Source organism: Pantoea sp., assembly GCF_039594315.1.
Lineage (GTDB): Bacteria > Pseudomonadota > Gammaproteobacteria > Enterobacterales > Enterobacteriaceae > Pantoea.
Genome location: NZ_JBCNNP010000014.1, coordinates 54,520 through 79,638, shown reverse-complemented (window position 1 = coordinate 79,638; position 25,119 = coordinate 54,520). Strand labels below are relative to the sequence as shown.

Here is a 25,119-nt window from a genome sequence, read left to right as displayed (position 1 = left end):
AGAAATTACTTGGCATCAGCTGTTTTATTGCGTTTCGAAAGTGTACTTTTTGAAGGAAACCACCTGAATGCCAAGAAGTTTGTTGATTTCTTTCATTCTTTCTTGCAGTGGATGAAGTTCATTCCTTACAAATACTTGAGATGCTTTTATAACATCACCAAAACCTCCACTATTCTCTGGTAAAATCCCCATCATCTGCGGCGGCACGCGGTGCGCGCTCAGCAAATCGTCACGACTGGCTTTTTTTATATTAAAAAAGTCATCACGCGTCGCCACTTCGCTAAGCGGCAGAATTTTGATGCCATCCGGCTTCCCGTTGGGCGCATACATAAACAGGTTCCGGAAATTGCCGATCCCTTTGGTGTCGCGCATTGCCTGTCTCATGCGCTCAATATCGCTGCTGCTCTGAGCTGCGTCGGTCATATAAAGAATGTACCCGGCGTGTGCACCGTTCTGGTAATACTTGCGGCGGAACAGCGTAGCCGACTCGTTCAGCCAGGCGGAGTTAAGCGCGCTGAGATATTCCGGCAAACCATACAGCTCCTGATTGATATCCGGTTCGATTAGGTGGAACACCTGATCCGTATCGAACCGGTGCGCCTCCTTCCATTCCCCCACAAACCAGTACACGCCCTCTTCCACTCCCCGGCGCGTATATTTGGCCGGTGACGTCTCCAGGCGCAGCGGCTGACCGAGCGTGTTGCGGCGCAGCTCGGCAAAGGCGTTGCCAAACACCAGATAATCCAGCGCGAACTTGCTGAACTCCTGCTGACTGAGCAGCGGGTGCGGGATGAAGGTTGACGCCAGAATGTTGCGCTTAACGTAAAGGGGCGAGCTATGATGCACCGCTGAACGCAGGCTTTTTGCCAGTCCGTGAAAGCTGACCGGCGGCTCGTACCAGCGCCCGTTATGAATGCATTCGGTGTAATCCATAATATCGCGCTTATCTAACACCGCCGTTGGCTCGCCGAAGCTGAACGCCTCGAACGGCTGATGCGCTGCCGGTGAAGGCTGGGATTGGGCGGTGAATGCCCTGCGGTCTTTGCGTTTGCTCATCAGTAAAATTCCATGAATGAAGGGTTATCGCCGCCGCTGGCAGCGGTGAGCGGTTCGTTAAGCAGTGCGTGCATGATTGCCCACGCGACGTCGGCGTGGCTGGCTTCTTCGCTGCGGCTCGCTTCGTAGGTTGAACGGTTTCCGCTGGCGGTCATGGTTTTGCGGATCGCCATAAAGGATTGCGTGATATCGGTCTGGCCCGCGTCGTATTCGAGTCGCCCGCTGCTGATGGTGTCTTTCGCTTTGAGCACCATCGCGGTTTTGACTTCCGGCGAATATTTGATTTCGCGCGCCGCCGGGAAGAACTGGCGCACGAGCTGAAACACGCCCTGACCGATGCCGGTGGCATCCACACCGATGTATTCCACGGTGTATTTTTCGGTGAGCTGTTTAATCGACTGCGCCTGCGCGGCGAAGTCCATGCCGCGCCACTGGTGGCGCTCCAGCACGCGGAATTTGCCCCCCTTCACCAGCGGCGGCGCGATTACGGCACATCCGGCACTGTCGCCGGTATGCGAAGGATCGTAACCAATCCATACCGGGCGATAGTCGAACGGGCGCAGCGCGTACGGGTTGAAGTCCGTCCATTCCTCCAGGCTGTCGACCATGCAGGTCTGCAGCTCGGCGAACGGAAACACGCTGGCCTCGTCGTCGACAAATTCACACATCAGCAGGTTTTGATACTCGGATGGGCTGTATTCAAGCTGCAGCTGATCGATATCGAACAGGTTGCAGCCGCCGGTCAGCGCATCCTCAACCGTGACAATCTGCCGCCACTGACCGTCGCGCACAGCGCGCCTTTCGCCAGGTGCGAGTGTGAGAGATCCAGCTCAATACGGTCATCTTTGTTACGGCGCCCTTTGTTGAACAGCTCGCCAGACCAGAACGGATAAGCGCTGTGAGACAGGCTCGACGGCGTGGAAAAGTAGGTTGTGCGCCACTTCTTGTGCAGCGACATGCCGCTGGCAACTTTGCGCAGCTCCTGAAACTTCGGTATCCAGAAATATTCATCCAGGTACAGGTTGCCGGTGTAGCTCTGCGCGGTGCGCACGTTGGTGCCGAGAAATATTAGACGCGCGCCGTTGGGCAGCACTATCGGATCGCCTTTCAGGTCAACGTCCACCTGACGGGCAAAGTCGAGGATGTAGTTTTTGAAGACGTGCGCCTGCGCCTTGCTCGCTGATAAGAAAATCTGGTTGCGCCCGGTGGTGAGCGCATCGATGAGCGCCTCACGGGCGAAGTAGAACGTTGCGCCAATCTGGCGGGATTTGAGGATATTGCGAATGCGGTGCGCGAGTCCGGCCTGATGCCAGCCGAGCTGGTACGCAAAGCAGCCATTCATAAACAGGCCGGTAAGCTTGTCGGTCTGCTCGTCGCTGAATACGTTCTTTATTACCGGCTGGCGCTCGCCCTTGTTGCGGTTGCGCACGTTGGGATTTAAGTCCGCCTCGTTGCCGCTGCTGCGGTAGCGCTCCACGCGCGCCAGCCGTTCAATCTGGCGGCCTAGCGCGTCTATCTCCTTGTAATCACCATTCCCCTTGACCTCTTTCATGATGAGCTGAATCAACCGCGCTTCCATGCTGGCTTCCACGCGACTGATGGGCGCGATGCTGTCCCACTCGTCGCGCAGCTTCCAGCTCTGCACGGTTGGCGTTTTCTGTCCGAGCGTCTCCGCAATCTGGCGCACGGAAAATCCCTGCCAGTAAAGCAGCGCAGCCTGACGGCGCGGATCGCTGATGATGGTGCCGGGTGTCATGTTCATGCCGGTAAGGCTACCGGTGGCAATTTGGGCGCGCCTGCACTCGCTGTTTGCTGATACATGAGCGGGCGGTGATGCGTTGAGGGATTAGGCGGCGGCGGGGAAACTGGCCCCGAACCGAACCAACCCACTGACCGGAGCCTGATTAATGGCAACTAAAGCAAAGCGTTTCCGCATCGCTGTGCAGGGCGCAACCACCGACGGCCGCGAAATTTCCCGCGACTGGATTTCGCAGATGGCGAAAAACTATGACCCCACTGTCTACGGCGCACGCGTCAACATGGAACACATTAAAGGCTATGCCGCCGACAGCACATTCCGCCGCTTTGGTGACGTCACGAAGGTTGAAGCCGAAGAAATCACCGAAGGCCCGCTGGCGGGCAAGCTCGCGCTGTTTGGCTACATCGATCCCACGCCTGAGCTGGTCGAGCTGACTAAAGCACGCCAGAAGGTTTACACCTCGATTGAAGTGAACCCGAAATTCTCCGACACCGGCGAAGCCTATCTGATTGGTCTGGCCGTGACCGACGATCCTGCAAGCCTCGGCACCGAATACCTGAGCTTCAGCGCCACCGCCAAAGCCAGCCCGCTGGCGTCCCGCAAGCAGGACAAAGAAAACCTGTTTACCGCCGCCGAAGAAACCCTGATCGAGTTTTACGACGAAGCCGACGCAGGCCCTTCGCTGCTGTCCCGCGTGAAAGAGCTGTTTACCCGCAAAGAGAAAACCGACGACGAGCGCTTAAGCGACGTGAGCGCGGCGGTTACTGCCGTCGCGGAGCAGGTGCAGAAGAACGGCGAAACCCACTCGCAGCAGGTGGCCGCGCTGGAAAAAACCTTTTCCGAACGCATCGCGGTGCTGGAGCTGGAAGCCGGTAAAGACCGCGAAGCGCTGAGCACCCTGCAGGAGACGCTGGCAAAAACTGACGGCGGCTTTAACCGTCGCCCGCCTGCGACCGGCGGCGACAACAAAGGCAGCGTGCAGACCGACTGCTGATACGCCGGACTGAGTAAACCCGAATACTGATTAACAGGAGCGCCAATGCGCAAGAATACCCGCTTTAAATTTAACGCCTACATGTCCCGCGTCGCCGAGCTGAACGGCGTAGAAATCGACGATATGAACAAGAAATTCAGCGTCGAGCCGTCCGTTACGCAGAAGCTGATGACCCGCGTGCAGGAGTCGTCCGCGTTTCTTACCCGCATCAACATCGTGCCGGTGCCGGAAATGAAGGGTGAAAAAATCGGCGTCGGCGTGTCCGGCTCGATTGCCAGTACCACCGATACCGCTGGCGGTGACGAGCGCGAAACCGCTGATTTCTCTTCGCTTGATAGCCAGGGCTATGAGTGCGCGCAGGTCAACTTCGATTTCCACATCCGCTATAACACGCTTGACCTGTGGGCACGCTACGACGATTTCCAGACGCGTCTGCGCGATTCCATCATCCAGCGCCAGGCGCTTGACCGCATCATGATCGGCTTTAACGGCACGCACCGTGCCAAAACCTCCAATCGCGCCGCCAACCCGATGCTGCAGGACGTGGCGGTGGGCTGGCTGCAGAAGTACCGCAACGAAGCGCCGAGCCGTGTGATGAGCAAAATCACGGAGGAAGACGGCACGGTGATTTCGCCCAAAATCCGCGTGGGCAAAGACGGCGACTACGCCAACCTCGACGCGCTGGTAATGGACGCCACCAACAACCTGATCGAGCCGTGGTATCAGGAAGACCCGGAGCTGGTCGTTATCGTGGGCCGTCAGCTACTGGCCGACAAGTATTTCCCGATCGTGAACAAAGACCAGGCGAACACCGAGCAGCTTGCCGCTGACGTCATCATCAGCCAGAAGCGCATCGGCAACCTGCCAGCCGTGCGCGTGCCCTACTTCCCGGCCAACGCCATGATGATCACCCGCACCGATAACCTGTCGATTTACTGGCAGGAAGGCACGCAGCGCCGCCACATCGAAGAGGTGCCGAAGCGTGACCGCATCGAAAACTACGAGTCCGCAAACGAGGACTACGTGGTGGAGGACTATGCGGCGGGCTGCGTGATTGAAAACATCGAGCTGGGTGATTTCAGTAAACCGGCAGCAGCCACCACCGAAACCCCGGCAGCGGGAGAGTAACGCATGCTGAGTCCCGCCCGCCGTCACCGGATGCGCGTCCAGGCCGAAACCGAATCGCAGCGGGATGCGAACCCGCTGCGCCACGCCACCGGCTATGAGCAGATGCTCGTAAAACTGAACGAGGACAAGCGCCGCCTGAAAAAAGTCCACTCGGTAGAGCGCAAGGCTGAGCTAAAGCGCCAGCTTCTGCCCGACTACCTGCCGTGGATTGCAGGCGTGATGAACAGCGGGCGCGGCGCGCAGGATGCCATCGTGATGACCGTCATGATCTGGCGGCTGGACACCGGCGACGTAACCGGCGCGCTCGAAATCGCCCGTTACGCATTAACGCACGGTCTGGTACCGCCCGACGGATTCAAACGAGACAGCCTGCCGTACCTGCTGGCCGAAGAAGTTGCCAGCGCCGCGACACGCGCCTGGACGGCAAAAGAAGCGGTCGATATTGCGCCGCTGCTTGAAACCATCCGGCTGACCGACGCCGAAGACATGCCCGATCAGGTGCGCGCCAAGCTGCACAAAATCGCCGGGTATGTGTATCGCGATTCGGGCGGGACTCTGGAAGCCATGCATCACCTGAAACGCGCGCTGCAGTTGCATGAGGGCTGCGGCGTGAAGAAAGACATAGAGCGGCTGGCGACTGCCATGAAAAAGCAGGCGCAGGCCAGCCGCTGACCGGACGCGACCCCGCGCAGGGCGGCAGGACGGCAACGCACTTTCAGTGCCTGCGCCGTCCTCCACCGCCCACCTATTTCTGAGGCCAACTATGAGCACGCTGGTAATAGCAGCACAGCGACCGGCAGAGACTGCCGAGCCGCCGGTAAAGAACACCTTTTTCTGGCCTGATATCGACCTGCACCAACTGCGCGAATCACTGCGCTACGAGGGAACCGTCACCGCGCAGCGCCTGCGGCTGGCGGTGAAAACGGCGATTAGCGAAGTGAACGCCGAGCTGTACGACTGGCGCACCGACCAGATGGCGGCGGGCTTCAAAATGCTCGCTGACGTCCCGGCGGAAGCGCTGGACGGCGTAAGCGAAAAAATCACGCACTACCTCGCCGCCGTCGAGGCGATCACCGCCGCCACCATTGCCGAGCGCTATCGCGGCTATGACGCCAGCGGCACGAAGAAGGCCGGAGACGTTGAGGCCAGCGCCGACGAATACTGGCGCGACGCGCGGTTCAGCATCAGCCGCGTCGGTGAGCGGCCTAACTGCATCGTGAGCCTGCTGTGACGCGGGTTTACGCGCTGCAGGGCGATACCGTCGACGATATCTGCTATCGCCATTACGGGCGCACGGAGCAGGTAACGGAATCGGTCTTTGATGCTAACCCCGGCCTCGCCGACGCCGGGCCGATACTGCCGCACGGCTGGCCGGTCGATCTGCCTGAGCTGCCGGAATCGTCAACGGGTGAGACCGTTAACCTTTGGGACTGAATCATGAACATCACGATGGAGCGCATCAGCGCCTTTATCACCTACAGCATTGCCGTGGTGATGGGCTGGCTCGGTAAATGGGATCTGCAGGACGTGGCGACGATCCTCGGCATGGTGCTCGGCGTCGGCATGTTTCTGGTGAGCTGGTATTACCGCCGCAAAACCTACCAGCTTTTTGCAACGGGCCGCATCAGCCGGAGTGACTATGAATCTGCAAACCGTTAAGCGCTGTTCGGTTGTCGTGGTGCTGGCGATTGCCGCCACGCTGCCGGGCTTTCAGCAGCTGCACACCTCGGTTGAGGGACTGAAATTTATCGCCGATTACGAAGGCTGTCGCCTGAGTCCGTACAAGTGCGACGCGGACAAATGGACGGACGGCATCGGCAACACCGTCGGCGTGGTACCAGGCAAAAACATCACAGAACGCCAGGCGGCGGGCACGTTTATCGCTAACGTGCTGCGCACTGAAAAGGCGCTAACGCGTTGCCTGTTCGTGAAGGTGCCGCAAAAGGTTTACGACGCCGTGGTGTCGTTGGCATTCAACGTCGGCACCGGTAATGCCTGCAGCTCAACAATGGTGAAGCTGCTGAACCAGAACCGCTGGCGCGAAGCCTGCTATCAGTTACCGCGCTGGGTATACGTGAAAGGCGTGTTTAATCAGGGGCTGGATAACCGCCGCGTGCGCGAGCTGGCATGGTGCCTTAAGGGGGCGCTGTGATTCGCATTACGGGAACGCTTTTAGCCGTGGCACTGCTGGCGCTGGCGTTGACCGGCTGGCGCTGGTCGGTTGCCAGCGATGAACTGGCGAGCGCGCAGCGGGTTATCGGCACACTGTCAGCCGGTATCGAGAGCCGGGATAAAGCCATTACCCGGCTTAAAACTGAAAACAATGAAGGGCAGAAACGCGAAGCCACGCTGCGGCTGATGCAGGGCAAAGCCAGCGCCGGAGCGCTGACGCGAGAAGCACACATACAGAGGGAAACCGATGCAAACCCGATACTTCGTGACTGGTCTGTTACTGCTTTGCCTGATGATGTTATCAGGCTGCACACCCGTCCCGCCTTCACCAGCGCCAGAGATTATCTGGATTGGCTGTCCGCGCGTGACAAGCTGCCCGGTGCCGGGAAATAGCCTGAGAACGGCGGGCGATCTGGCGGCAGACAATCGCCAGCTTGAGGCGGCGCTCGCCTCCTGCGGGCTGCAGGTCGAAATCATTAAAGAGTGCCAGGAGCAACACGATGCTGAAACCTCAACAACTCCGCAAGGCGCTGACCGACAGCGTGCCGCTGCTGCAGCGCAACCCTGACTGCCTGAATGTGTTCATCGACAGCGGACGCATTGTCTCAACGCTCGCCGTCTCGTTGTCGTTTGAATATCAGTACCGGCTGAACATGGTGATAACTGACTACACCGGCGATATCGATCTGCTGATTGTGCCGATGCTGGAATGGTTGCGTGTAAATGAACCCGATATCATGGCGACAAAAGAAAAGCAGCAGACCGGCTTCACGTTCAAGGCGGACGTCATCAGCGACACGGCCAGCGATATCAGTATTGACCTGCAACTGAGCGAACGGGTGATCGTTAAACGCGTGGGTGATGCACTGCACGTTAATCACGTTGGTGAAAATCCAATACCGGAGAACGACTCGCGCCCCGTGCAGCTCTATGCAGGCGGTGATCTGGTTAGTGAGTGGCGACCATGAGTGACTTACAACTGGTCAATGACAGGCTGAATGCGTTGATTGGTAATCTTTCACCGTCCTCACGCAAAGAGATGGCACGCAATATCGCGAAGAAGCTGCGCGCCAGTCAGCAGCAGAATATCAAGCGCCAGCAGGCTCCGGACGGCACACCCTTTAAGCCACGCAAGGCACAGCCAATACGCAGCAAAAAGGGGCGGGTTAAGCGTGAAATGTTTGCGAAGCTTCGCACCGCAAAGTATATGAAGGCGCGAGCAAATAACGATGAAGCTTTAGTCGAATTCGCCGGGAGTGTTCAGCGGATGGTACGAGTGCATCATTATGGTCTTCGTGATAGACCATCAAAACATGCACACGCAATAAACTATGAAGCAAGGCCATTGCTGGGACTTGATAGACAGAGTCTTGACATGGTTGAAGAAGTGATCATTAATATTCTTAAAGACTAATCCTATTGACTGGAGTTTTTATTGGGCCGTTTTACTGATAGCCGCAAAGATGATTCTGCGCAAAAAATTGAGCTCATGGTGAAAATCATATTAAGAACTGATGCTTATCTTAATAGTGCCAATACAAAATCAACTATCTTACTAAGCTTATCATCTGCGCTTCTTGCAGCAATTTTACTTAATTATGATAAGTTTCTTAATAGATTAAGTAATGTAGGAGATAAGTACGTTTTATCTGTGTTTGCATTGGCTTCATTAATTCTATTACTAATGGCAATTTTCTATTCTCTTAAAGGAGTAGTTCCCTTTCTGGAACCCTCAACTAAGAAGAATATTTTTTCCTTCGTTGACTCAATTCATTACCACAAAGATGTTGAAGGTTATATATCATGCCTTAGAGAAAAAAATTCATCTGAAATGATAAGCTCATTGGCATCATTGAATTTTACACTTTCAAAAGCTCTAATTGATAAATATTCTCAACATAAAAACTCTGTTGAATGCATTACTATTGCACTTTTGACACTGGGCTTGATGATTTTGGTTATAATATTATCTCAAATATAGAGGTTAGCATGTCCATCGAAGATATTTATAAAGGATTAGGTCGTTCTCTTGATGCGACGCTTTCAAAAAGAAATTCTACAAACCTTATTAAAAGCGATAGTGCTTATGATTCCAGTGAATCTCTAATGGAATCTAAATGGGGAAGATCTAAAATAAGTTCTGAAAGCCTTGCCTCTGCACCAGAGAGTTACGGTGTTAAAAACTTAGTACGAAATAAGTTTGGTAAGCATGGTTTAATGCAGCAAAGTTTCGGTTGCCATCCAGACTTTGATGAAATTGATGGTAAGAGTGAGCTAAGGTATGGTTATGCTATAACATTATTTATGGATATAATTGGCTCGACTAAGCTTGGTGTGACTTATACACCCTTAGAAGTATTCGAAATAAAAAATGATATTATTCGGTGTGCTATAGAAACCATAGATTCATTCGATGGGCATGTTCACAGAATTATGGGGGATGCGGTTATGGCATTCTTCAGGAGTGATAGAAAGCAAAATGATGGTTTGATAATGGACCATGCTATTGATGCCCTTAATTGCTCAGTCTTTCTTATTGAAATGATGGAGAAGGTTGTTTCACCTAAGCTTTCAAGCATGGGTGCGGACAAAATAGGAATTCGTATTGGCATTGATTATGGTAAGGACGAAGAGGTTATTTGGGGGACATATGGATATTATGGATCCCATGAAGTCACAGCAACGTCATATCATGTTGATGTAGCAGCCAAGCTTCAACAAAAAGCTCCTAAGAACTCCATATTGGTAGGAGAAAATTTTGTCGAGTTGTTAGGTTTTGATGAAAAGCTAATTAGTGTAATGGAAAAAATAAAGGCAGGAGTTCCTGAGAAGCAAGAGTTTGTTAAACCGAATTACCTGACAAGTAATGGCCGCCCTAAGAACTATAGGCAATATTTAATAAATCACGACTTCTATAAAAAACTTACACCAATTGACTCCTACCCTGAAAGTCTTGAAATCACTGCGACCTTAAAAAAATCCGAGGATCTTCCATCGGATGATTATTATGAAAGATGCTCTAGAAGCATTAAAAAAGGCTCAGGGATATCATTCAAAGTAAAATACAAAAGTATACCTGACCGTAAGTTGCGATTTTTATTCAGAGTTGAAAACACTGGCGCGGAGGCTAAACAAAAAGAGAATAGTGCTAATCATCAAAAATATGTCGATGCTGTGTATCAAGGTGATGGTATTTACTTTGCAAGGCATTGGGAAGGAACTGAGTACAAAGGTATTCACCATATGTTTGTTTCAGTATGGTCTGACGAAACAAGGCTGATTGATGAAGAAAGATTTTCCATTTTCATTACAGACTCTCTTGAATCTTAGATAAATAAAACCTTCTGCTTGTTCATTCACAAGCAAACTCTCTTAAATTGAGAATGCATCTTGATCTAATGCATTCTCAAACCATGAATGAACAACTCTCCGAAATCCTGCGCCTGCTGCGCAACCTTATCCGCATTGGCACCGTGTCCGCCGTAAAACTGGACGACGGGTTATGCCGCGTGGATACCGGGCATAACACTACTGGCTGGCTTCACTGGCTTTCTGCGCGTGCGGGGAAAACCCGCTCATGGAATGCGCCATCGATCGGTGAGCAGGTGCTCGTTCTATGCCTCGGCGGTGAACTCGATACCGGGTTTGTGCTGCCGGGGATCTTCTCTGATGACAATCCCGCACCATCTGCATCCGCTGACGCTCTGCACTGGTCATTCCCTGACGGCGCGGTGATTGAGTACGAGCCGGAAACCGGCGCACTCAAAGCAACAGGCATACAAACCGCAACCATTGAGGCGGCGGTAAAAATCCTGCTGAGCACGCCAGAGGTTGAATGCACGGCGCACCTGAAAGCAAAAACGTTCGAGTTTTCAGAGGGCGGCAAGATGTCCGGCAACGTTGAGCACAGCGGCGGGAAATTCGACTCAAACGGCGTTGTTGTGGATGACCACGATCACGGCGGCGTGCAGCGCGGAAGCAGCAGGACGGACGGGCCTCAATGACGACAGCGAAATACATCGGCATGAGCCGGGAGACCGGCGAGGCGCTTAACGACCTCGACCATATCCGTCAGTCAGTGCGCGACATACTGCTGACGCCGCTCGGCTCGCGGGTGATGCGGCGCAGCTATGGCTCGCTGCTGTCGGCGCTGATTGACCAGCCGCAAAACGAATCGCTACGCCTGCAGATTATGTCGGCCTGCTATATGGCGATCCTGCAGTGGGAGCCGCGGGTAAAACTCACCGGCATCAATTTCGATTCTGATTTCAACGGCGGCATGGTGGTCGAGCTGACTGGCAACCGCGCCGACACGACGCAACCTTTTTCCTTAACCGTTCCTGTGAGCTGAGAACATGGCAACTATCGACCTGAGCCAGCTACCCGCGCCTGACGTGGTGGAAACGCTGGACTACGAAACCCTGCTGGCCGAGCGCAAAGCCACGCTAATTTCGCTCTACCCGGAAGAACAGCAGGCCGCTGTAGCCCGCACGCTGGCGCTCGAATCTGAACCCATCGTGAAGCTGCTGCAGGAAAATGCGTATCGTGAAGTGATTCTGCGCCAGCGCATCAACGAAGCGGCTAAGGCGGTGATGGTGGCTTATGCGCTTGACGACGATCTCGACCAGCTAGGTGCGAATAATGGCGTTGAGCGCCTGACCATTACAGCGGCAGATGAAGCGACCATCCCGCCCACGGCGGCGGTGATGGAAAGTAATGATGATTTTCGCGCCCGTATCGCCGCTGCATTTGAAGGCTTAAGCGTTGCCGGGCCAACTGGCGCATATGAGTACCACGCCCGAAGCGCCGACGGCAGAGTGGCGGATGCGTCCGCCATCAGTCCATCGCCCGCCGTTGTTACGGTAACTGTGCTGGCGCGTGAGGGTAATGGCACCGCTGCCAATGACCTGCTGGCTGTGGTGGATGCCGCGCTGAACGATGAGAACGTGCGCCCGGTCGCTGATCGCGTAGGCGTACAGTCGGCGCAGATCGTTGATTACGCCATCGAAGCTGAGCTTTATCTCTATCCGGGGCCGGAAGCTGAACCCATCCGCGCGGCATCAGAGGCAAAACTCGCCGCCTACGTGACGGCACAGAAACGGCTGGGGCGCGACATTCGCCTGTCTGCACTGTATGCGGCTATCCATGTTGAAGGCGTGCAGCGCGTTAACCTGATTCAGCCTGTCGCTGACGTGGTGCTCGACAAGACGCAGGCGGCATATTGCACTGGCTACACGCTGACGGTGGGAGGTTCAGATGAGTGATCGCCTGCTGCCTACTGGCTCGTCGTCACTGGAAGTCGCCGCCGCTGAAGCGCTGGTAATCCTCAGCACGATGAAAGTACCACTGCGACAGCTATGGAACCCGCAAACCTGCCCGGTGCAGTTGCTGCCCTATCTGGCGTGGGCATGGTCGGTTGACCGCTGGGATTCTGGCTGGAGTGAATCAACCAAGCGCGCCGTTGTGGCGGCAGCGCGATACGTGCATCGCCATAAAGGAACCATAGGCGCTATCCGTCGCGTGGTTGAGCCGCTGGGCTATCTGATCCGCGTTATCGAATGGTGGAAGACTAATGAAACGCCAGGCACATTTCGGCTGGATGTTGGCGTGCTGGATACCGGCATCACTGAGGAAATGTACAACGAGCTGGAACGGTTAATCGCGGACGCGAAGCCGTGCAGCCGCCATCTGATCGGGCTGTCCATCAATCTCGATGCAAACGGCGCAATCCCGGTTGCTGTCGCCAGTTACAGCGGCGACGAGCTGACTGTGTATCCCTACACCCCTGAACTTATCAGCGTCGGCGGGCCGGTGTATTCCGGTGCGGCGGTGCATCTTATCGACCTGACGGAAGTGAGCGCATGACGACAAAATATTTTGCCCTGCTGACCAATCAGGGCGCGGCTAAGCTGGCGAACGCCGCCGCGCTCGGCACAAAAGTAGACCTTAAAGAAATGGCTGTTGGTGACGGCGGCGGCACGCTGCCCACGCCAGACCCGGCGCAGACGAAACTTATCGGCGAGAAGCGACGCGCACAGCTCAACTCGTTATCGATTGACGCGGCGAACAGCAGCCAGATTATTGCCGAGCAGATAATCCCGGAGAGCGAAGGCGGTTTCTGGATTCGTGAGATTGGACTTTATGACGCTGACGGCGTGCTGATTGCGGTGGCGAACTGCGCAGAGACCTACAAGCCGCAGCTTGCCGAGGGCAGCGGGCGCACGCAGACGGTGCGCATGATTCTAATCGTGAACAGCACCAGCGCTGTGACGCTTAAAATCGATCCATCCGTGGTGCTGGCAACGCGTAAATACGTGGATGATGCGGTGATCGAGGTGAAAGCCTACACCGATAGCGTGATGAAAAAGCACATTGATGCCGCCAATCCGCATGAGCAGTATTTGCAAACGGCCAATGCGCTGTCAGAAATAAAAGATGCAAAACTGGTGGAAAAGCTACTGGAGAATCTCGGTCTTAGTGAGAGCTTTAAGGGCCGCTTTATTGGCCGTCAGCTTTTCACCACGCCCGGAGCGATCAGCTACAAGCCCACGCAGGGAACGAAGCGAATCAAAATCATCATTACCGGTGGTGGCGCGCGCGGGTACGGCTTCCTTGGCTGGGGTTCGGACTACCGTGCACGCGGTGCGGGCGGCGGCGCGGGTGCTACCGCGATTGCCTGGCTGGATGTTGACGACACTAAAACTTATCCGGGTGTGGTGGGCCGTGGCGGTGACGACACGCTGACGCCTTCCAGCAGCACGTTCAACGGCGTGATAACGGCGGCTAACGGTGCCGTTCCTGCAACCGGCGGTGACGGTGGGCGCGGGGGTGTTGCCGTCGGTGGAGAAATCAATCTTCAGGGCGGCGACGGCAGTGATTCGCCGGGCCTTATTAGTGCAACGACTAACGTTTATCGCGGCGGTTCCGGTGATGGCGGCGTGAGTTACTGGGGCGGAGGCATTCGCAGTGCAGAAGGTGCAGTAACGGGGCGTCAGGCAACGTTTGGTGCAGGCGGCGGTGGCAGCGTCCGCGATAATCCGTTTATTGGAAACTTTGGTTCTCACGGCGTGATTTATATTGAGGAGTACACCTGATGAAAACGTATGCCCGCATTGAGGATCAGCGCGTCGAGGAAATCGTCTCGCTCAGCGTGAAGCCTGAAAAGCTCTATCACCCGTCGCTGGTCTGGGTGGACATTACCTCACTGGCTGAGCAACCGGACGTGAATTACCTCTACAGCGACGGCGTATTTACCGCGCCGGTTATTGAGGCAGAAGACGCCGTATTTCTTGCCAGCAGCCGACTGGCCGCAGAAATGGACGATGCCAACCGGACGATGGCCCCTCTCCAGGATGCGGTTGATATCAGCATGGCGACGGACGAAGAAACAGCGCGACTCGCTGAGTGGAAAAAGTACCGCGTCATGCTGAGCCGGATTGATGTAACGGCAGCACCTGATATTGACTGGCCGGAAAAGCCTGTCTGAATAATTCGCTCTGCATAGCCGGGGCGTTTTTTTAATCCATAATCAGGCCGGCGGAAGCAATTTTCTTGCTCGTCTGATGAGTTCTTCGATCAGCCCTAAAGGAACATCCTCAATAAAACAGGACAACGTAAATTCAGCCGTGATATCAGAAAAAAATACTTCTGCTATTTGGATAACTTTTCCATCTACGGATTGAGTGACCTCAAGATACATCCCGTCCCGAACGATATCGCTGCAACGGCAGAATTGATAATTTTGTTCACCAATACGCATTCTTGCTCCTATTTTTATCCGCCTATACACCAACAAACTGCAACCGCATGCACCACCCCGCCTGAGCTGACACTCTGAGCACACCTTTAACCAGGAGTGCAACAGATGGCAGATTATCATCACGGTGTCCGCGTCGTCGAAATCAATGACGGCACGCGCACCATCTCTACCGTATCAACAGCAATTGTTGGCATGGTCTGCACCGCGCAGGATGCGGATGTGGCAACGTTCCCGCTTAATACGCCGGTACTGATCACTAACGTGCAGGGCGCAGTTGGCAAAGCTGGCGTTAAAGGCACGCTCTCTGCCTCGCTACAGGCTATCGCCGATCAGTCAAAGCCCGTCACCATTGTGGTGCGCGTGGCAGAAGGCGCGGACGAAGCTGAAACCATTTCCAATATCATCGGCGGCACTGACCAAAATGGCCAGTACACCGGCATGAAAGCACTGCTTGCCGCACAGACGCAGCTCGACGTTAAGCCGCGTATTCTCGGCGTGCCGGGCCTCGACTCGCTGGAAGTTGCCACCGCGCTAGCCAGTATCGCGCAGCAACTGCGCGCCTTCGCCTATGTGTCGGCGTGGGAGTGCAAAACCATTTCCGAAGCCCGCCTTTATCGCGACAACTTCAGCCAGCGTGAGCTGATGGTGATCTGGCCGGACTTCCTCGCATGGAACACCACCGCAAATAAATCCGATGTGGCTTACGCCACCGCCCGTGCGCTGGGCTTGCGCGCCAAAATCGACAACGACACCGGCTGGCATAAAACCCTGTCGAATGTTGGTGTGAATGGTGTAACCGGCATCTCCGCGTCAGTGTTCTGGGATTTGCAGCAGGTTGGAACTGATGCAGACCTGCTCAACGAAGCCGACGTCACCACCTTAATTCGCAAAGACGGTTTCCGCTTCTGGGGCAACCGCACCTGCAGTGACGATCCGCTGTTCCAGTTTGAGAACTACACCCGCACCGCCCAAGTGCTGGCTGACACGATGGCCGAGGCGCATATGTGGGCGGTTGATAAGCCACTGACGCCGGTACTGGTGCGCGAAATTATCGCTGGCATCAACGCGAAATTCCGCGAGCTGGTTAACGCCGGTTATTTGCTGGGCGCGTCCGCCTGGTACGACGAAAGCGCCAACGATAAAGACACCCTGAAAGCGGGCAAGCTCTTTATCGATTACGACTACACGCCGGTGCCGCCACTGGAAGACCTGACGTTACGCCAGCGCATCACCGACAGCTATCTGGCGAACTTCGCCGCATCCGTTAACAGCTAAGGAGCCGGATAAATGGCACTGCCACGCAAACTAAAGGCGATGAACCTTTTCAATGATGCAAACAGCTATCAGGGCATCGTCACCGCCGTCACGCTGCCGAAGCTGGCACGCAAGCTCGATCCGTACCGCGCGGGCGGTATGAGCGGCGCGGCGCACATCGACAATGGATTGGAAGATGACGCACTTGATGTGGAATGGAGTATCGGCGGCATGGATGAGCTGGTACTCACGCAATGGGGTGCATCTGCCGTGCCGCTGCGTTTCACCGGTTCTTATCAGCGCGACGATACCGGCGAAGAGATCGCGGTAGAGGTTGAGGTACGCGGTAAGCACCAGAGTTTTGACTTTGGTGAAGCCAAACAGGGCGAAGACACCGAGACCAAAATCACCTCGAAGTGCACCTACTACAAGCTGACGTGGAACGGCAAAGAGCTGATCGAAATCGACACCATCAACATGGTGGAAAAGGTCAACGGCGTTGACCGCCTCGAACAGCGCCGCAAAAACATCGGCTTGGTTTAAACCTGCAACCAGCGCCAGCGCGGCGCTGACTTAATTGAAGAGATAACCAAGATGGAACAGAACGAAAACACCGTGGTATTTGAAACTCCGCTTAAGCGGGGTGAAAGCGAAATCAAACAGGTTGAACTGATTAAACCAACGGCTGGAAGTCTGCGAGGCGTGCGCTTGGCCGATCTTTGTCAGTCTGACGTTGACGCGCTGCTGACCGTTTTACCGCGCATCACCCTGCCCTCATTAACGAAAGCTGAGTGCAATGCCCTCGACCCGATTGACCTGATCTCGCTCGGTGGCAAGGTGATCGGTTTTTTGCAGACGAAGTCGGACGAATAGAATGGCCGTGCGGCCTGACGGTTGATGATCTGATGGCCGATGTTGCAACGATATTCCACTGGCCTCCTTCTGAAATGTACGACATGCCGCTGGCCGAGCTGATGGGCTGGCGGCATAAAGCCTTTATCCGCAGCGGAGCAACCCCGGATGAGCAATAACCTCAGAGTACAGGTGCTGCTAAACGCGGTAGACAAAGCCTCGCGCCCCTTCAAAGCCGTCGAACGTGCCACCAAAGGGCTTGCCACTGAGATCCGCCAGACACAGAACAACATCAAAGCCCTCGATTCGCAGGCAGGTAAAATCGAAGGGTTTCGCAAGACCAGCGCGCAGCTTGCTATCACCCAGCAGAAACTCAAAGATGCCAAGGCCGAAGCGACAGCGCTGGCGGTGGCATTCAAGAGCGCTGAGCGGCCCACGGCACTGCAGGCGCGTGCGCTTGAGAAAGCTAAGCAGGCAGCGGCAGAGCTACAAACCAAGTCGAATTCTTTGCGCCTGTCAGTGCAGCAGCAGCGCGAGGCATTAAAATCTGCAGGTATTTCCACGCGCAATCTTAGTAGTGAACAGCAGCGCCTCAAGAGCGCTTCGGCACAAGCTACGCTCGCGATGAACCGGCAGAAACAGGAACTGCAACGGCTCAACGCGCAGCAGGAACGCTTAAACCGAACCAGCGAACGCTACCGCCGTGGGCAGGAGCTGTCAGCGAAAGTGCGCAATACCGGCGCGGCAGGCTTTGCCGGTGGCAGCGCCGCACTCTATGCAGAAGGCAGGCTGATTGCACCGGGTATGGAATTCGACAAGCAGATGTCAGAAACGCAGGCGTTGCTCGATACCGGTAAAAACGATCCTAAGCTGGCAGCTATCCGCAAACAGGCGCGAGACATTGGCGGCAGTACGGCATTTTCTCCAACGGATGTGGCGCGTACGCAGAGCACGCTGGCCCGTTCCGGCTACGATGCCGACGCCATACTGGCGTCAACCGAGTCGACGGTAAACCTGTCACTGGCGTCTAAGGTCGATATTGCCGAGGCGGCTGACATCGTTACCAACATGCAGACCGCTTTCAAAATTCCGATGGCGGAGATCCAGCGCGTTTCCGACGTAATGACGAAGGGTTTCACCAAGTCCAATACCAACTTACTTGAGCTGGGCGAGGCAATGAAATACGTCGCGCCGGTTGCGCGCGCGGCTGGTGCCAGCATCGAAGACACCACCGCCATGCTTGGTGTGATGGCAGATAACGGCATCAAAGGTTCGATGGCGGGAACCGGTGGAAGCGCAGTGTTCAGCAGGTTACAGGCCCCTGTTGGACAAGCCCCGGCAGCCCTCAAAGAGTTGGGAATCAAAACCCGTGACAGCAAAGGCAACATGCTGCCGGTGTTTGGCATTCTCAAAAGTATTGATGCCTCATTCAAAAGGAACCGGCTCGGCACAGCGCAGCAAGCGGAATACATCAAAACCATTTTTGGCGAAGAAGCGATGAAAGGTGCCATCAACCTTATCGATGCCGCCGGAAACGGTAAGCTTGATGAAAAGCGCGGCTACCTGATGAAAGCAGGTGGAGCCGCTAAACAGGTGGCAAATGTTCAGGTTGATAACCTCGATGGCGATCTGCTCAACCTGTCATCAGCCTGGGAAGACGTACGCATTGAGGTATTTGAACAGCAGGATAAATCCCTTCGCAGGCTGACGACTACCGCCAACAAATGGCTTATCACCGCTGGCAACTGGGTGAAAGCCAATCCTGTACTGACAACCAAAATCGTCATGCTGACCGGCGCGGCGACTGCGCTAGTCGCAGGGCTGGGATTAATTGGTTTAGTGGCATGGCCGGTCGTTGCGGGAATTAACGCATTGATTGCAGGCGCGGCTTTTCTAGGCACTGCATTTAGCATTGCAGGTGGTGCAATAACTTCAGCGCTTGGTTTAATCACGTTGCCGGTCGTCGCTGTCGTGGCGGCTGTCGTAGCGGGTGCGTTGATGATCCGTAAATATTGGGAGCCTATCAGCGCATTTATGGCTGGCGTTGCTGACGGGTTTACTGCTGCGATGGGGCCGATAAGTGAATCGTTTGGCACGCTAAAGCCGCCGTTTGAATGGCTGGGCGGCAAGGTCAAAGAGCTTTGGGAATGGTTTGGCAAGTTGCTGGATCCGGTTAAGTCCACGCAATCGGAGCTGGCCTCTGCCGGTGAGATGGGTAAGAAGTTCGGCAACATGCTGGCGGAGGCTTTAAAGATACCGGGAGAAGCTCTTGATCAGTTGCGAGGTGGTATTGATTGGGTGCTGGAAAAACTCGGCATCATTGACACCAAATCTGATGGTCTGAAAAACAAAGTCCCCTCACCTGATCCGATAGCAACGGGCGGCGCTGGCGTAAATACGGGCGGGTTGCAATACAGCCTGGCAACGGGTGGTGCGCCCTATCGACCCGTGTCGGCACCGTCCGCAGGGGGCGGATTTACCGACCGCAGTCAGAACAGTTACCAGTATGAAATCAACATGCATGAAGGCATGAGCAAAGACGATGCGCTGGCACTTATGGCGCAGCATCAGGCGCGTGAGCAGCGTAACCGACAGGCGCAGAATCGCAGCAAAATGAGCTGGGAGGATTAAGTGATGATGATGATCTACGGCATGATGCCATTTATGCGACAGACGCTGCCTTATGGTGAGCTGCAGCAGAACATCGATTATCGCTGGCCGACTAACAGCCGTTTTGGTCAGCGACCGGCGGCGCAGTTCATCGGGCCGGGTGACGAAAAAATCACGCTTTCGGGAGAACTTCGACCCGAGATTACTGGCGGCGCCATTTCTCTGATGACGATTCGGCTGTTGGCCGATGAGGGCATGGCATGGCCGCTAATTGGTGGCAGCGGCATGATTTATGGCATGTACGTTATCGAGAGCATTTCAAATACCCACAGCGAATTTTTCCCTAACGGTACGGCCAGCAAAATCATGTTTACGCTAAGCCTCTTACGTGTGGATGAGTCTCTTACATCAATGTTTGGCGATCTGAAAAAGCAGGCCGATGGGCTTATCAGCGGTGCGGGAAATCTACCAGGGCAAATCACCTCGGCCATCGGCAACGTTAAGTCAGCGGCCGGCAATCTCATTTCACAGGCGGGAGGGTTGATCGGATGACCGGTATCAGTGGCCTGCCGGTGCAGATGGGCGCGCGTTTAACTCCTGATTTTATGCTGACGGTCAATTCAAAGGATGTCACAGCGAACATTCGTGATCGCCTGATATCGCTCACGCTGACCGATAACCGCGGCTTTGAGGCTGACCAGCTCGACCTCGAGCTGGACGACGCAGACGGTCAACTGGCGATGCCAGTACGCGGCGCTGTGGTAACGCTGTTTCTCGGCTGGAAAGGACAAGCGCTGATCGGGAAAGGGAGTTTTACCGTCGATGAAGTCGAGCATCACGGCGCGCCGGACACTATGACGATTCGCGCCCGCAGTGCTGATTTTCGCGGCTCACTGAATTCACGCCGCGAAGTGTCCTACCACGAAACAACCCTGGGCGATATTGTCACGCAGATTGCCGGTCGCAATAAACTTAAACCTATGCTGGCTGATGGCTTTGCCGGGGTTGCGGTGGCGCATATTGACCAGACACAAGAGACCGACGCCAAATTCCTGACGCGCCTTGCCACGCTCTATGGCGCGGTAGCTGCAGTAAAAGCCGGTCGTCTGTTGTTTATCCGACCGGGTAATGGCGTCACCATTAGCGGCAAACCCATCCCACAGATGACCATCACGCGTAAAGATGGTGATCGGCACACTTTCAGCATCGCTGACCGTGGCGCCTATACCGGCGTATCAGCAAGCTGGCTTCACACCAAAGACCCAAAACCTAAGAAAGTGAAGCTGCAGCGCAAAACGAAAGTGCGGCAGCTCCGCGCTCTTGAACATCCCGCAGCAAAGAAATCGAAAGCAAAGGTTGTTAAGCCACCGGAAGCGAAAGAAGGAGATTATCTGGCAGGCAGCGAAGACAACGTGTTTACGCTGACGACAGTCTATTCAAGCAAAGTAACGGCGATGCGCGCTGCTAAAGCTAAGTGGGAAAAGCTACAGCGTGGCGTGGCTGAATTCTCACTTACGCTGGCAATGGGCCGGGCTGATCTGTATCCCGAAACACCGGTCAAAGTTAGCGGCTTTAAATCGGTGATCGATGCGCAGCCATGGCTCATTAGCAAAGTGACGCATAACCTGAGCAACAACGGCTACACCACACAACTCGATTTTGAGGTGCTGCTCACCGACATTGAATATCAGTCAGAGTCAGAGGGTGAAACGGAAAGCGGCTAATTAGGCTGTCATTTGCAAACCGGGATTTGCTTATTCAAAATTAGCCTCAACCGCCCTGCTTTACTTGCTAAGGATTTCAACATGATGCATTGCCCGTTATGCCAGACAGCGGCTCACGCCAAGAGCAGCCGTTACGTCTCTAAAGAGACGAAAGAACGCTATCACCAGTGCCAGAATATTAATTGCAGCTGCACCTTCAAAACCCTTGAGTCAGTTGCAGGAATCATTGTTTCGCCCGGCCAGGTAAACAAAGTTCCGCTGTACTCTAATCAACAACATCAACCGTCCCTACTCCACTAATTTAGCCCGCTTACGCGGGCTTTTTCATGTTTACTTTCTGATAAACAAACATTGAATACTGTTTTTATATACAGTAATTTAGCACCATTTTTTGTGATGGAGCTTGGTTATGGCAATCAGAAAGTTGAGCACCGGAAAATGGTTGTGCGAGTGCTATCTCAACGGGCGCGAAGGCAAACGCGTCAGGCGCCAATTTAAAACCCGCGCCGAAGCGATCGCCTTCGAGCAATACACCCTCGACGAGATGAAAGCAAAGCCGTGGCTGGCAGAAAAAGAGGATAAGCGCAGATTAAACGAGCTGGTTGAGCTGTGGTACAAATTGCATGGACGTGCCCTAAGCGATAACAAAGGCCGCCTGGCAAAGCTTTATATCATCAGCAATGGAATGGGAAATCCTGTTGCATCCGAGATAACAGCAAAGGATTGGGCACACTATCGTGATGACCGGTTGGAAGGCAAAATTCAGAACGGTTATAAGACTAGCTTAAAATCCTTGAAAGTCTCGCCTGGCACCGTTAACTGTGAGCATGCATTCCTGCGCGCGTTGTTTAACGAACTGGAGCGGCTCGGTGAAATCTCTTACCCCAACCCGCTCAAAAACATTCGTGAATTTGACCAGCCAGAAAAAGAAATGGCTTGGCTAACCGGCGAGCAAATACAAAAACTTTTCGCCGCTTGTAAAGTTCACGGCAATGATGACCTGACACTCATAATTAAAATCTGCCTTTCAACTGGATGCCGCTGGAGTGAAGCTGCGTCATTAAAGGCGACTCAACTTTCCCCGAATAAACTCACCTTCATCAATACCAAAGGGAAAAAGAATCGCTCTGTGCCGATCAGCGATGAACTGTATAAAGAATTGAAGGAAAGGAAAGACCGTTATTTTAACGAGTGCTATCGCCAGTTTTACCGCGTCATTCGTCTGGCAGGCATCGAGTTGCCTGAGGGGCAAATGAGTCACGTCCTGCGACACAGCTTCGCCAGCCACTTCATGATGGCCGGGGGAAACATCATCGTTCTGCAGCGCATCCTAGGACATTCAGACATCAGAGTAACAATGCGTTATGCCCACTTCGCACCGGATCATCTGGAAGATGCAATTCGCTGTAATCCATTGGCGTTAATGGCTAAGAATAATGGCGGCAAAGTGGCGGCAGAGGTTCCAGCAGAGTAGAACAGAAGGCAACAGGATGGGTTTTAACTCATTGATTTTACGATAAGTCATTGATGCCAAATACTAAACAAAAAAAGACCGAATACGATTCCTATATTCGGTCCAGGGAAATGGCTCTTTGAGAGCCGTGCGCTAAAAGTTGGCATTTTTTGCAGGCGAGGACGCCTTGCCATTTAAAGGTAGACCAAGGGTGATTAATTTCCAGCCAACTGTCATAAACGGGATGAAAAGCGTTCAACTCTGTGATCGCGCTGACACTACGTGAGAGCAAGCGTAGCGACAAAATTGTGCGCTACGCCTGATAAATTAAGGGATTACTTACCGCACAGCTGCTGCGCACGATCAATGATCGGTTGCAGGCTCATTTTCTGGCCTGGATGGGCTTTATCTTCAGCCACAATGGTGTCGATGGATTGCAATGTACCCTGCCCGGCGGTGTTACGCGCCAGCGCTTTGTCGTTTAGCGGATATTGCAGCAAGGTGCTTGGGTTAATGGCAAACAGCGCGCCATCTTTTTCACAGGTCAGCATCACCTCTTCACGGGTGAACGGCCACTTGTCTTTACCAATTTCAAAACGGCTGACGGTAATAATCTGCGCGGCCATCGCCTGGCTGCACAGCGCCATCAATACGCAAGCTGGAATCAGTTTCTTCAGCAAAATATCGACCTCATTTCATCTTCTTTAATGACACATTCAAGCCGGTGCCAGCGTGGCAAACACGCTCACCAACCCAATAACCCCAATCGCCAGCAACAGCTCAAGCAGCGTCAGGCGAATAAATAGTCGCGGTGCCACATCCGCCGCGCGGTGAAAACGCGGCACCAGCAGATAACGATTGATCACTGCGAGCAAAATCATCAGCATCACTAGCACCACTTTCGCCACCAGCAGTTCGCTCCACAATGTGATTTGCCAATTCAGCGGCGTCCCGGCAATCAACAGGCTATTAATGATGCCGGTTAACAACGCCAACGCCACGGCCAGATGACCATAGCGCGAGAAGCGCATCATGCAACGAATCGCATCAATGCGAAATTCACTCTGCCGCGCTTCGCGCATCAATACCAACAGTGGCAACAAACCGCCGGCCCAGAATGCAGCAGAGATCAGATGCAGCGAGTGATTCGCTTGTTGCAGCACGCCGGGCCAACCCTCGCGCATCGCGGCATGGCCCACGCCCGCTAAGGCGATCAATTGCAAAACGCCACTGAACAGCAATGCGTTTTGACGCAGCGAACCGTGCAGCAGGAGCGCCATGACGCTCAATGCAGCCCAACCTATTTCCCAGCGCCACACCTGGCCGAAACGCGTGCCGAGCACCGCACGCCAGATCTCCACGTCGCTGACATTGCGCCAATCACCACTCATCAAGCCGGTTTGCGTCGCCAGCATCAATACTGCGCTGATAAAACTGATGACCACGCAAATGATCAACATCCGCGCCAGGCGCTTAGCCAACACCGGACGATAGCGACGAGGCGCCAGCAGCGCAGTATAAAAAGCGCTGCCGGTCAGAAGCAAAATGGCCAGGAAATGGATCGCCCGCAAGGCAATCCACACGCTGCTTAAACTCATTTGATGCTAAAGGAGTAGCTGCCTTTGGTTTTGTGTCCATCAACCGACAATACATGCCAGTTGACCTGATATTGGCCGGATTGCAGCGGCGGATCGAATTGCACTACCAACTTATTGTGTTGGTTCTCCGCCAGCTTGGCTTTGCCGGCCGCAACCGGCTGATGCTGCGCATTCAGTATTTCAACGCCACTGAATGCCGGCTCAACATCTTCAGTAAAAGTCAGCGATGCATTATGCAGGAAGCTATGCACCACCATTTTATCGGCAGGAACCGCAGTTTTCAGATGGGCATGCGCCAGTGCAAACTGGCTGAAGGTCAGCGCAGAGAACGCCAACAGCAACGCTACGCCACGGCTAAACGCAGTTTTGTTCATCACTTCTTCCCTATTACATGCGGCAAAGCTCCGCAAACGTGGCAGCAGGATACGCCGCCGATCCGCAGGTGTCGAGACTTGCGGTGCGATCCAATTCCCTTGATCCTCGAGGCTGAAACCATTACTTTTGCCCCTGATTATCAGGAGAAAAACATGAGTCAAAACCTTGCCCTGCTGTCGCAGGAAGAGAAAGACAAAGTGAATGTCGAGCTGGCCGCGGCTGGCGTGGCGTTTAAAGAGCGCTACAACATGCCGGTGGTGGCTGAAATGGTAGAGCGCGAGCAACCTGAAGCACTGCGCGATTGGTTCCGCCAGCGCTTGATGCAATATCGCCAGGCATCGCTTAGCCTGTCGCGCCTGCCCTACGAACCTAAGCAGAAGTAATT

General features: G+C 54.4%; 34 protein-coding genes and 1 pseudogene. 29 read left to right on the top strand and 6 right to left on the bottom strand.

From position 1 onward, the window contains the following. Positions 1–24: 24 nt before the first annotated feature. Positions 25–1,056, bottom strand: a complete 1,032-nt coding sequence (locus tag ABDW13_RS11375) for a phage portal protein (protein WP_343552665.1) — start codon at positions 1,054–1,056, stop codon at positions 25–27. Continuing rightward, positions 1,056–2,818, bottom strand: a pseudogene (locus ABDW13_RS11370) (terminase ATPase subunit family protein). The gene ABDW13_RS11375 and the pseudogene ABDW13_RS11370 overlap by 1 nt, the downstream one beginning before the upstream one ends. 145 nt (positions 2,819–2,963) lie before the next feature. On the opposite strand from ABDW13_RS11370, the gene ABDW13_RS11365 reads away from it, so the two are divergent. The 19 genes from ABDW13_RS11365 to ABDW13_RS11275 all read left to right on the top strand — a co-directional run bounded on the left by ABDW13_RS11365 (position 2,964) and on the right by ABDW13_RS11275 (position 14,595). After that, entirely contained in the window at positions 2,964–3,809 is an 846-nt protein-coding gene (locus ABDW13_RS11365; protein ID WP_343552664.1) for a GPO family capsid scaffolding protein, read from the top strand. A gap of 45 nt (positions 3,810–3,854) precedes the next feature. Then, entirely contained in the window at positions 3,855–4,937 is a 1,083-nt protein-coding gene (locus ABDW13_RS11360; RefSeq protein WP_343552663.1) for a phage major capsid protein, P2 family, read from the top strand. Between the two features lie 3 nt (positions 4,938–4,940). After that, positions 4,941–5,609, top strand: coding sequence for a terminase endonuclease subunit (locus tag ABDW13_RS11355; RefSeq protein ID WP_222210619.1), 669 nt, complete (start codon positions 4,941–4,943; stop codon positions 5,607–5,609). Positions 5,610–5,700: 91 nt separating this feature from the next. Beyond that, the gene (locus tag ABDW13_RS11350; RefSeq protein WP_343552662.1) at positions 5,701–6,168 is read left to right on the top strand and encodes a head completion/stabilization protein; all 468 of its coding nucleotides are present in this window, start codon (positions 5,701–5,703) and stop codon (positions 6,166–6,168) included. Beyond that, the gene (locus ABDW13_RS11345; protein WP_222182366.1) at positions 6,165–6,371 is read left to right on the top strand and encodes a tail protein X; all 207 of its coding nucleotides are present in this window, start codon (positions 6,165–6,167) and stop codon (positions 6,369–6,371) included. The genes ABDW13_RS11350 and ABDW13_RS11345 overlap by 4 nt, the downstream gene beginning before the upstream one ends. Positions 6,372–6,380: 9 nt before the next feature. Continuing rightward, positions 6,381–6,596: an HP1 family phage holin gene (locus tag ABDW13_RS11340; RefSeq protein WP_254773233.1), complete on the top strand. Its 216-nt coding sequence runs from the start codon at positions 6,381–6,383 to the stop codon at positions 6,594–6,596. Then, positions 6,577–7,089 carry a lysozyme gene (locus ABDW13_RS11335; RefSeq protein WP_343552661.1) on the top strand — a complete coding sequence of 171 codons (513 nt, stop codon included), beginning with the start codon at positions 6,577–6,579 and terminating at the stop codon, positions 7,087–7,089. Before ABDW13_RS11340 ends, ABDW13_RS11335 begins: the two co-directional genes overlap by 20 nt. Further along, positions 7,086–7,502 carry an Rz-like lysis system protein LysB gene (lysB, locus tag ABDW13_RS11330; RefSeq protein ID WP_343552660.1) on the top strand — a complete coding sequence of 139 codons (417 nt, stop codon included), beginning with the start codon at positions 7,086–7,088 and terminating at the stop codon, positions 7,500–7,502. The genes ABDW13_RS11335 and lysB overlap by 4 nt, the downstream gene beginning before the upstream one ends. Beyond that, the gene (lysC, locus tag ABDW13_RS11325; protein ID WP_343552659.1) at positions 7,402–7,677 is read left to right on the top strand and encodes an Rz1-like lysis system protein LysC; all 276 of its coding nucleotides are present in this window, start codon (positions 7,402–7,404) and stop codon (positions 7,675–7,677) included. Before lysB ends, lysC begins: the two co-directional genes overlap by 101 nt. Further along, positions 7,610–8,077, top strand: coding sequence for a phage tail protein (locus tag ABDW13_RS11320; protein ID WP_343552658.1), 468 nt, complete (start codon positions 7,610–7,612; stop codon positions 8,075–8,077). The genes lysC and ABDW13_RS11320 overlap by 68 nt, the downstream gene beginning before the upstream one ends. Beyond that, positions 8,074–8,523 (top strand): phage virion morphogenesis protein, encoded by a 450-nt coding sequence (locus tag ABDW13_RS11315; protein WP_343552657.1) that lies wholly within the window; start codon positions 8,074–8,076, stop codon positions 8,521–8,523. Before ABDW13_RS11320 ends, ABDW13_RS11315 begins: the two co-directional genes overlap by 4 nt. A gap of 21 nt (positions 8,524–8,544) precedes the next feature. Next, complete coding sequence (locus tag ABDW13_RS11310) at positions 8,545–9,090, top strand: hypothetical protein (protein WP_343552656.1); 546 nt, start codon at positions 8,545–8,547, stop codon at positions 9,088–9,090. A gap of 8 nt (positions 9,091–9,098) precedes the next feature. Next, entirely contained in the window at positions 9,099–10,439 is a 1,341-nt protein-coding gene (locus ABDW13_RS11305; RefSeq protein WP_343552655.1) for an adenylate/guanylate cyclase domain-containing protein, read from the top strand. Positions 10,440–10,522: 83 nt separating this feature from the next. Next, on the top strand, positions 10,523–11,113 hold the full coding sequence (locus ABDW13_RS11300; RefSeq protein ID WP_343552654.1) for a phage baseplate assembly protein V: 591 nt from the start codon (positions 10,523–10,525) through the stop codon (positions 11,111–11,113). Then, entirely contained in the window at positions 11,110–11,460 is a 351-nt protein-coding gene (locus ABDW13_RS11295) for a GPW/gp25 family protein (RefSeq protein WP_343552653.1), read from the top strand. Before ABDW13_RS11300 ends, ABDW13_RS11295 begins: the two co-directional genes overlap by 4 nt. A gap of 4 nt (positions 11,461–11,464) precedes the next feature. Continuing rightward, positions 11,465–12,373: a baseplate assembly protein gene (locus ABDW13_RS11290; protein ID WP_343552652.1), complete on the top strand. Its 909-nt coding sequence runs from the start codon at positions 11,465–11,467 to the stop codon at positions 12,371–12,373. After that, positions 12,366–12,974: a phage tail protein I gene (locus ABDW13_RS11285; RefSeq protein WP_343552651.1), complete on the top strand. Its 609-nt coding sequence runs from the start codon at positions 12,366–12,368 to the stop codon at positions 12,972–12,974. The genes ABDW13_RS11290 and ABDW13_RS11285 overlap by 8 nt, the downstream gene beginning before the upstream one ends. Continuing rightward, positions 12,971–14,203, top strand: a complete 1,233-nt coding sequence (locus ABDW13_RS11280; protein ID WP_343552650.1) for a phage tail protein — start codon at positions 12,971–12,973, stop codon at positions 14,201–14,203. Before ABDW13_RS11285 ends, ABDW13_RS11280 begins: the two co-directional genes overlap by 4 nt. Further along, positions 14,203–14,595 carry a tail fiber assembly protein gene (locus ABDW13_RS11275; RefSeq protein ID WP_343552649.1) on the top strand — a complete coding sequence of 131 codons (393 nt, stop codon included), beginning with the start codon at positions 14,203–14,205 and terminating at the stop codon, positions 14,593–14,595. Before ABDW13_RS11280 ends, ABDW13_RS11275 begins: the two co-directional genes overlap by 1 nt. Positions 14,596–14,637: 42 nt before the next feature. On the opposite strand, the gene ABDW13_RS11270 is transcribed toward ABDW13_RS11275, so the two are convergent. Further along, positions 14,638–14,868 carry a hypothetical protein gene (locus tag ABDW13_RS11270; RefSeq protein ID WP_343552648.1) on the bottom strand — a complete coding sequence of 77 codons (231 nt, stop codon included), beginning with the start codon at positions 14,866–14,868 and terminating at the stop codon, positions 14,638–14,640. 105 nt (positions 14,869–14,973) lie between these two features. On the opposite strand from ABDW13_RS11270, the gene ABDW13_RS11265 reads away from it, so the two are divergent. The 9 genes from ABDW13_RS11265 (at position 14,974) to ABDW13_RS11225 (ending at position 22,782) form a co-directional block, all read left to right on the top strand. Beyond that, the gene (locus tag ABDW13_RS11265) at positions 14,974–16,143 is read left to right on the top strand and encodes a phage tail sheath protein (RefSeq protein WP_343552647.1); all 1,170 of its coding nucleotides are present in this window, start codon (positions 14,974–14,976) and stop codon (positions 16,141–16,143) included. A 12-nt stretch (positions 16,144–16,155) separates the two neighbouring features. Beyond that, on the top strand, positions 16,156–16,665 hold the full coding sequence (locus ABDW13_RS11260; protein WP_154152902.1) for a phage major tail tube protein: 510 nt from the start codon (positions 16,156–16,158) through the stop codon (positions 16,663–16,665). Between the two features lie 51 nt (positions 16,666–16,716). Next, positions 16,717–16,995 carry a phage tail assembly protein gene (locus tag ABDW13_RS11255; protein WP_222210632.1) on the top strand — a complete coding sequence of 93 codons (279 nt, stop codon included), beginning with the start codon at positions 16,717–16,719 and terminating at the stop codon, positions 16,993–16,995. A gap of 32 nt (positions 16,996–17,027) precedes the next feature. Further along, positions 17,028–17,153 carry a GpE family phage tail protein gene (locus ABDW13_RS11250; protein WP_091003473.1) on the top strand — a complete coding sequence of 42 codons (126 nt, stop codon included), beginning with the start codon at positions 17,028–17,030 and terminating at the stop codon, positions 17,151–17,153. After that, on the top strand, positions 17,143–19,605 hold the full coding sequence (locus tag ABDW13_RS11245) for a phage tail tape measure protein (RefSeq protein WP_343552646.1): 2,463 nt from the start codon (positions 17,143–17,145) through the stop codon (positions 19,603–19,605). The genes ABDW13_RS11250 and ABDW13_RS11245 overlap by 11 nt, the downstream gene beginning before the upstream one ends. Positions 19,606–19,608: 3 nt before the next feature. Continuing rightward, complete coding sequence (locus tag ABDW13_RS11240; protein ID WP_343552645.1) at positions 19,609–20,136, top strand: phage tail protein; 528 nt, start codon at positions 19,609–19,611, stop codon at positions 20,134–20,136. After that, a complete protein-coding gene (locus ABDW13_RS11235) occupies positions 20,133–21,308 on the top strand; it encodes a phage late control D family protein (RefSeq protein WP_343552644.1) in 1,176 nt (391 codons plus the stop codon). Before ABDW13_RS11240 ends, ABDW13_RS11235 begins: the two co-directional genes overlap by 4 nt. 81 nt (positions 21,309–21,389) lie before the next feature. Then, the gene (locus tag ABDW13_RS11230; protein WP_154193718.1) at positions 21,390–21,608 is read left to right on the top strand and encodes an ogr/Delta-like zinc finger family protein; all 219 of its coding nucleotides are present in this window, start codon (positions 21,390–21,392) and stop codon (positions 21,606–21,608) included. Between the two features lie 109 nt (positions 21,609–21,717). Beyond that, a complete protein-coding gene (locus ABDW13_RS11225; protein WP_343552643.1) occupies positions 21,718–22,782 on the top strand; it encodes a tyrosine-type recombinase/integrase in 1,065 nt (354 codons plus the stop codon). A gap of 314 nt (positions 22,783–23,096) precedes the next feature. Here the strand turns inward: ABDW13_RS11225 and ABDW13_RS11220 are convergent, their stop codons facing one another. Genes ABDW13_RS11220 through copC form a run of 3 tightly spaced genes read right to left on the bottom strand, consistent with a single transcriptional unit; the run spans position 23,097 to position 24,733 of the window. Beyond that, positions 23,097–23,444, bottom strand: coding sequence for a YebY family protein (locus tag ABDW13_RS11220; RefSeq protein WP_343552676.1), 348 nt, complete (start codon positions 23,442–23,444; stop codon positions 23,097–23,099). A gap of 33 nt (positions 23,445–23,477) precedes the next feature. Next, positions 23,478–24,359: a copper homeostasis membrane protein CopD gene (gene copD, locus ABDW13_RS11215; protein ID WP_343552642.1), complete on the bottom strand. Its 882-nt coding sequence runs from the start codon at positions 24,357–24,359 to the stop codon at positions 23,478–23,480. Next, positions 24,356–24,733 carry a copper homeostasis periplasmic binding protein CopC gene (gene copC / locus ABDW13_RS11210; protein ID WP_343552641.1) on the bottom strand — a complete coding sequence of 126 codons (378 nt, stop codon included), beginning with the start codon at positions 24,731–24,733 and terminating at the stop codon, positions 24,356–24,358. The genes copD and copC overlap by 4 nt, the downstream gene beginning before the upstream one ends. A gap of 153 nt (positions 24,734–24,886) precedes the next feature. Here copC and ABDW13_RS11205 point away from each other — a divergent pair, with 153 nt between their 5' ends. Next, on the top strand, positions 24,887–25,117 hold the full coding sequence (locus tag ABDW13_RS11205; RefSeq protein ID WP_343552640.1) for a DNA polymerase III subunit theta: 231 nt from the start codon (positions 24,887–24,889) through the stop codon (positions 25,115–25,117). Positions 25,118–25,119 lie beyond the last annotated feature (2 nt).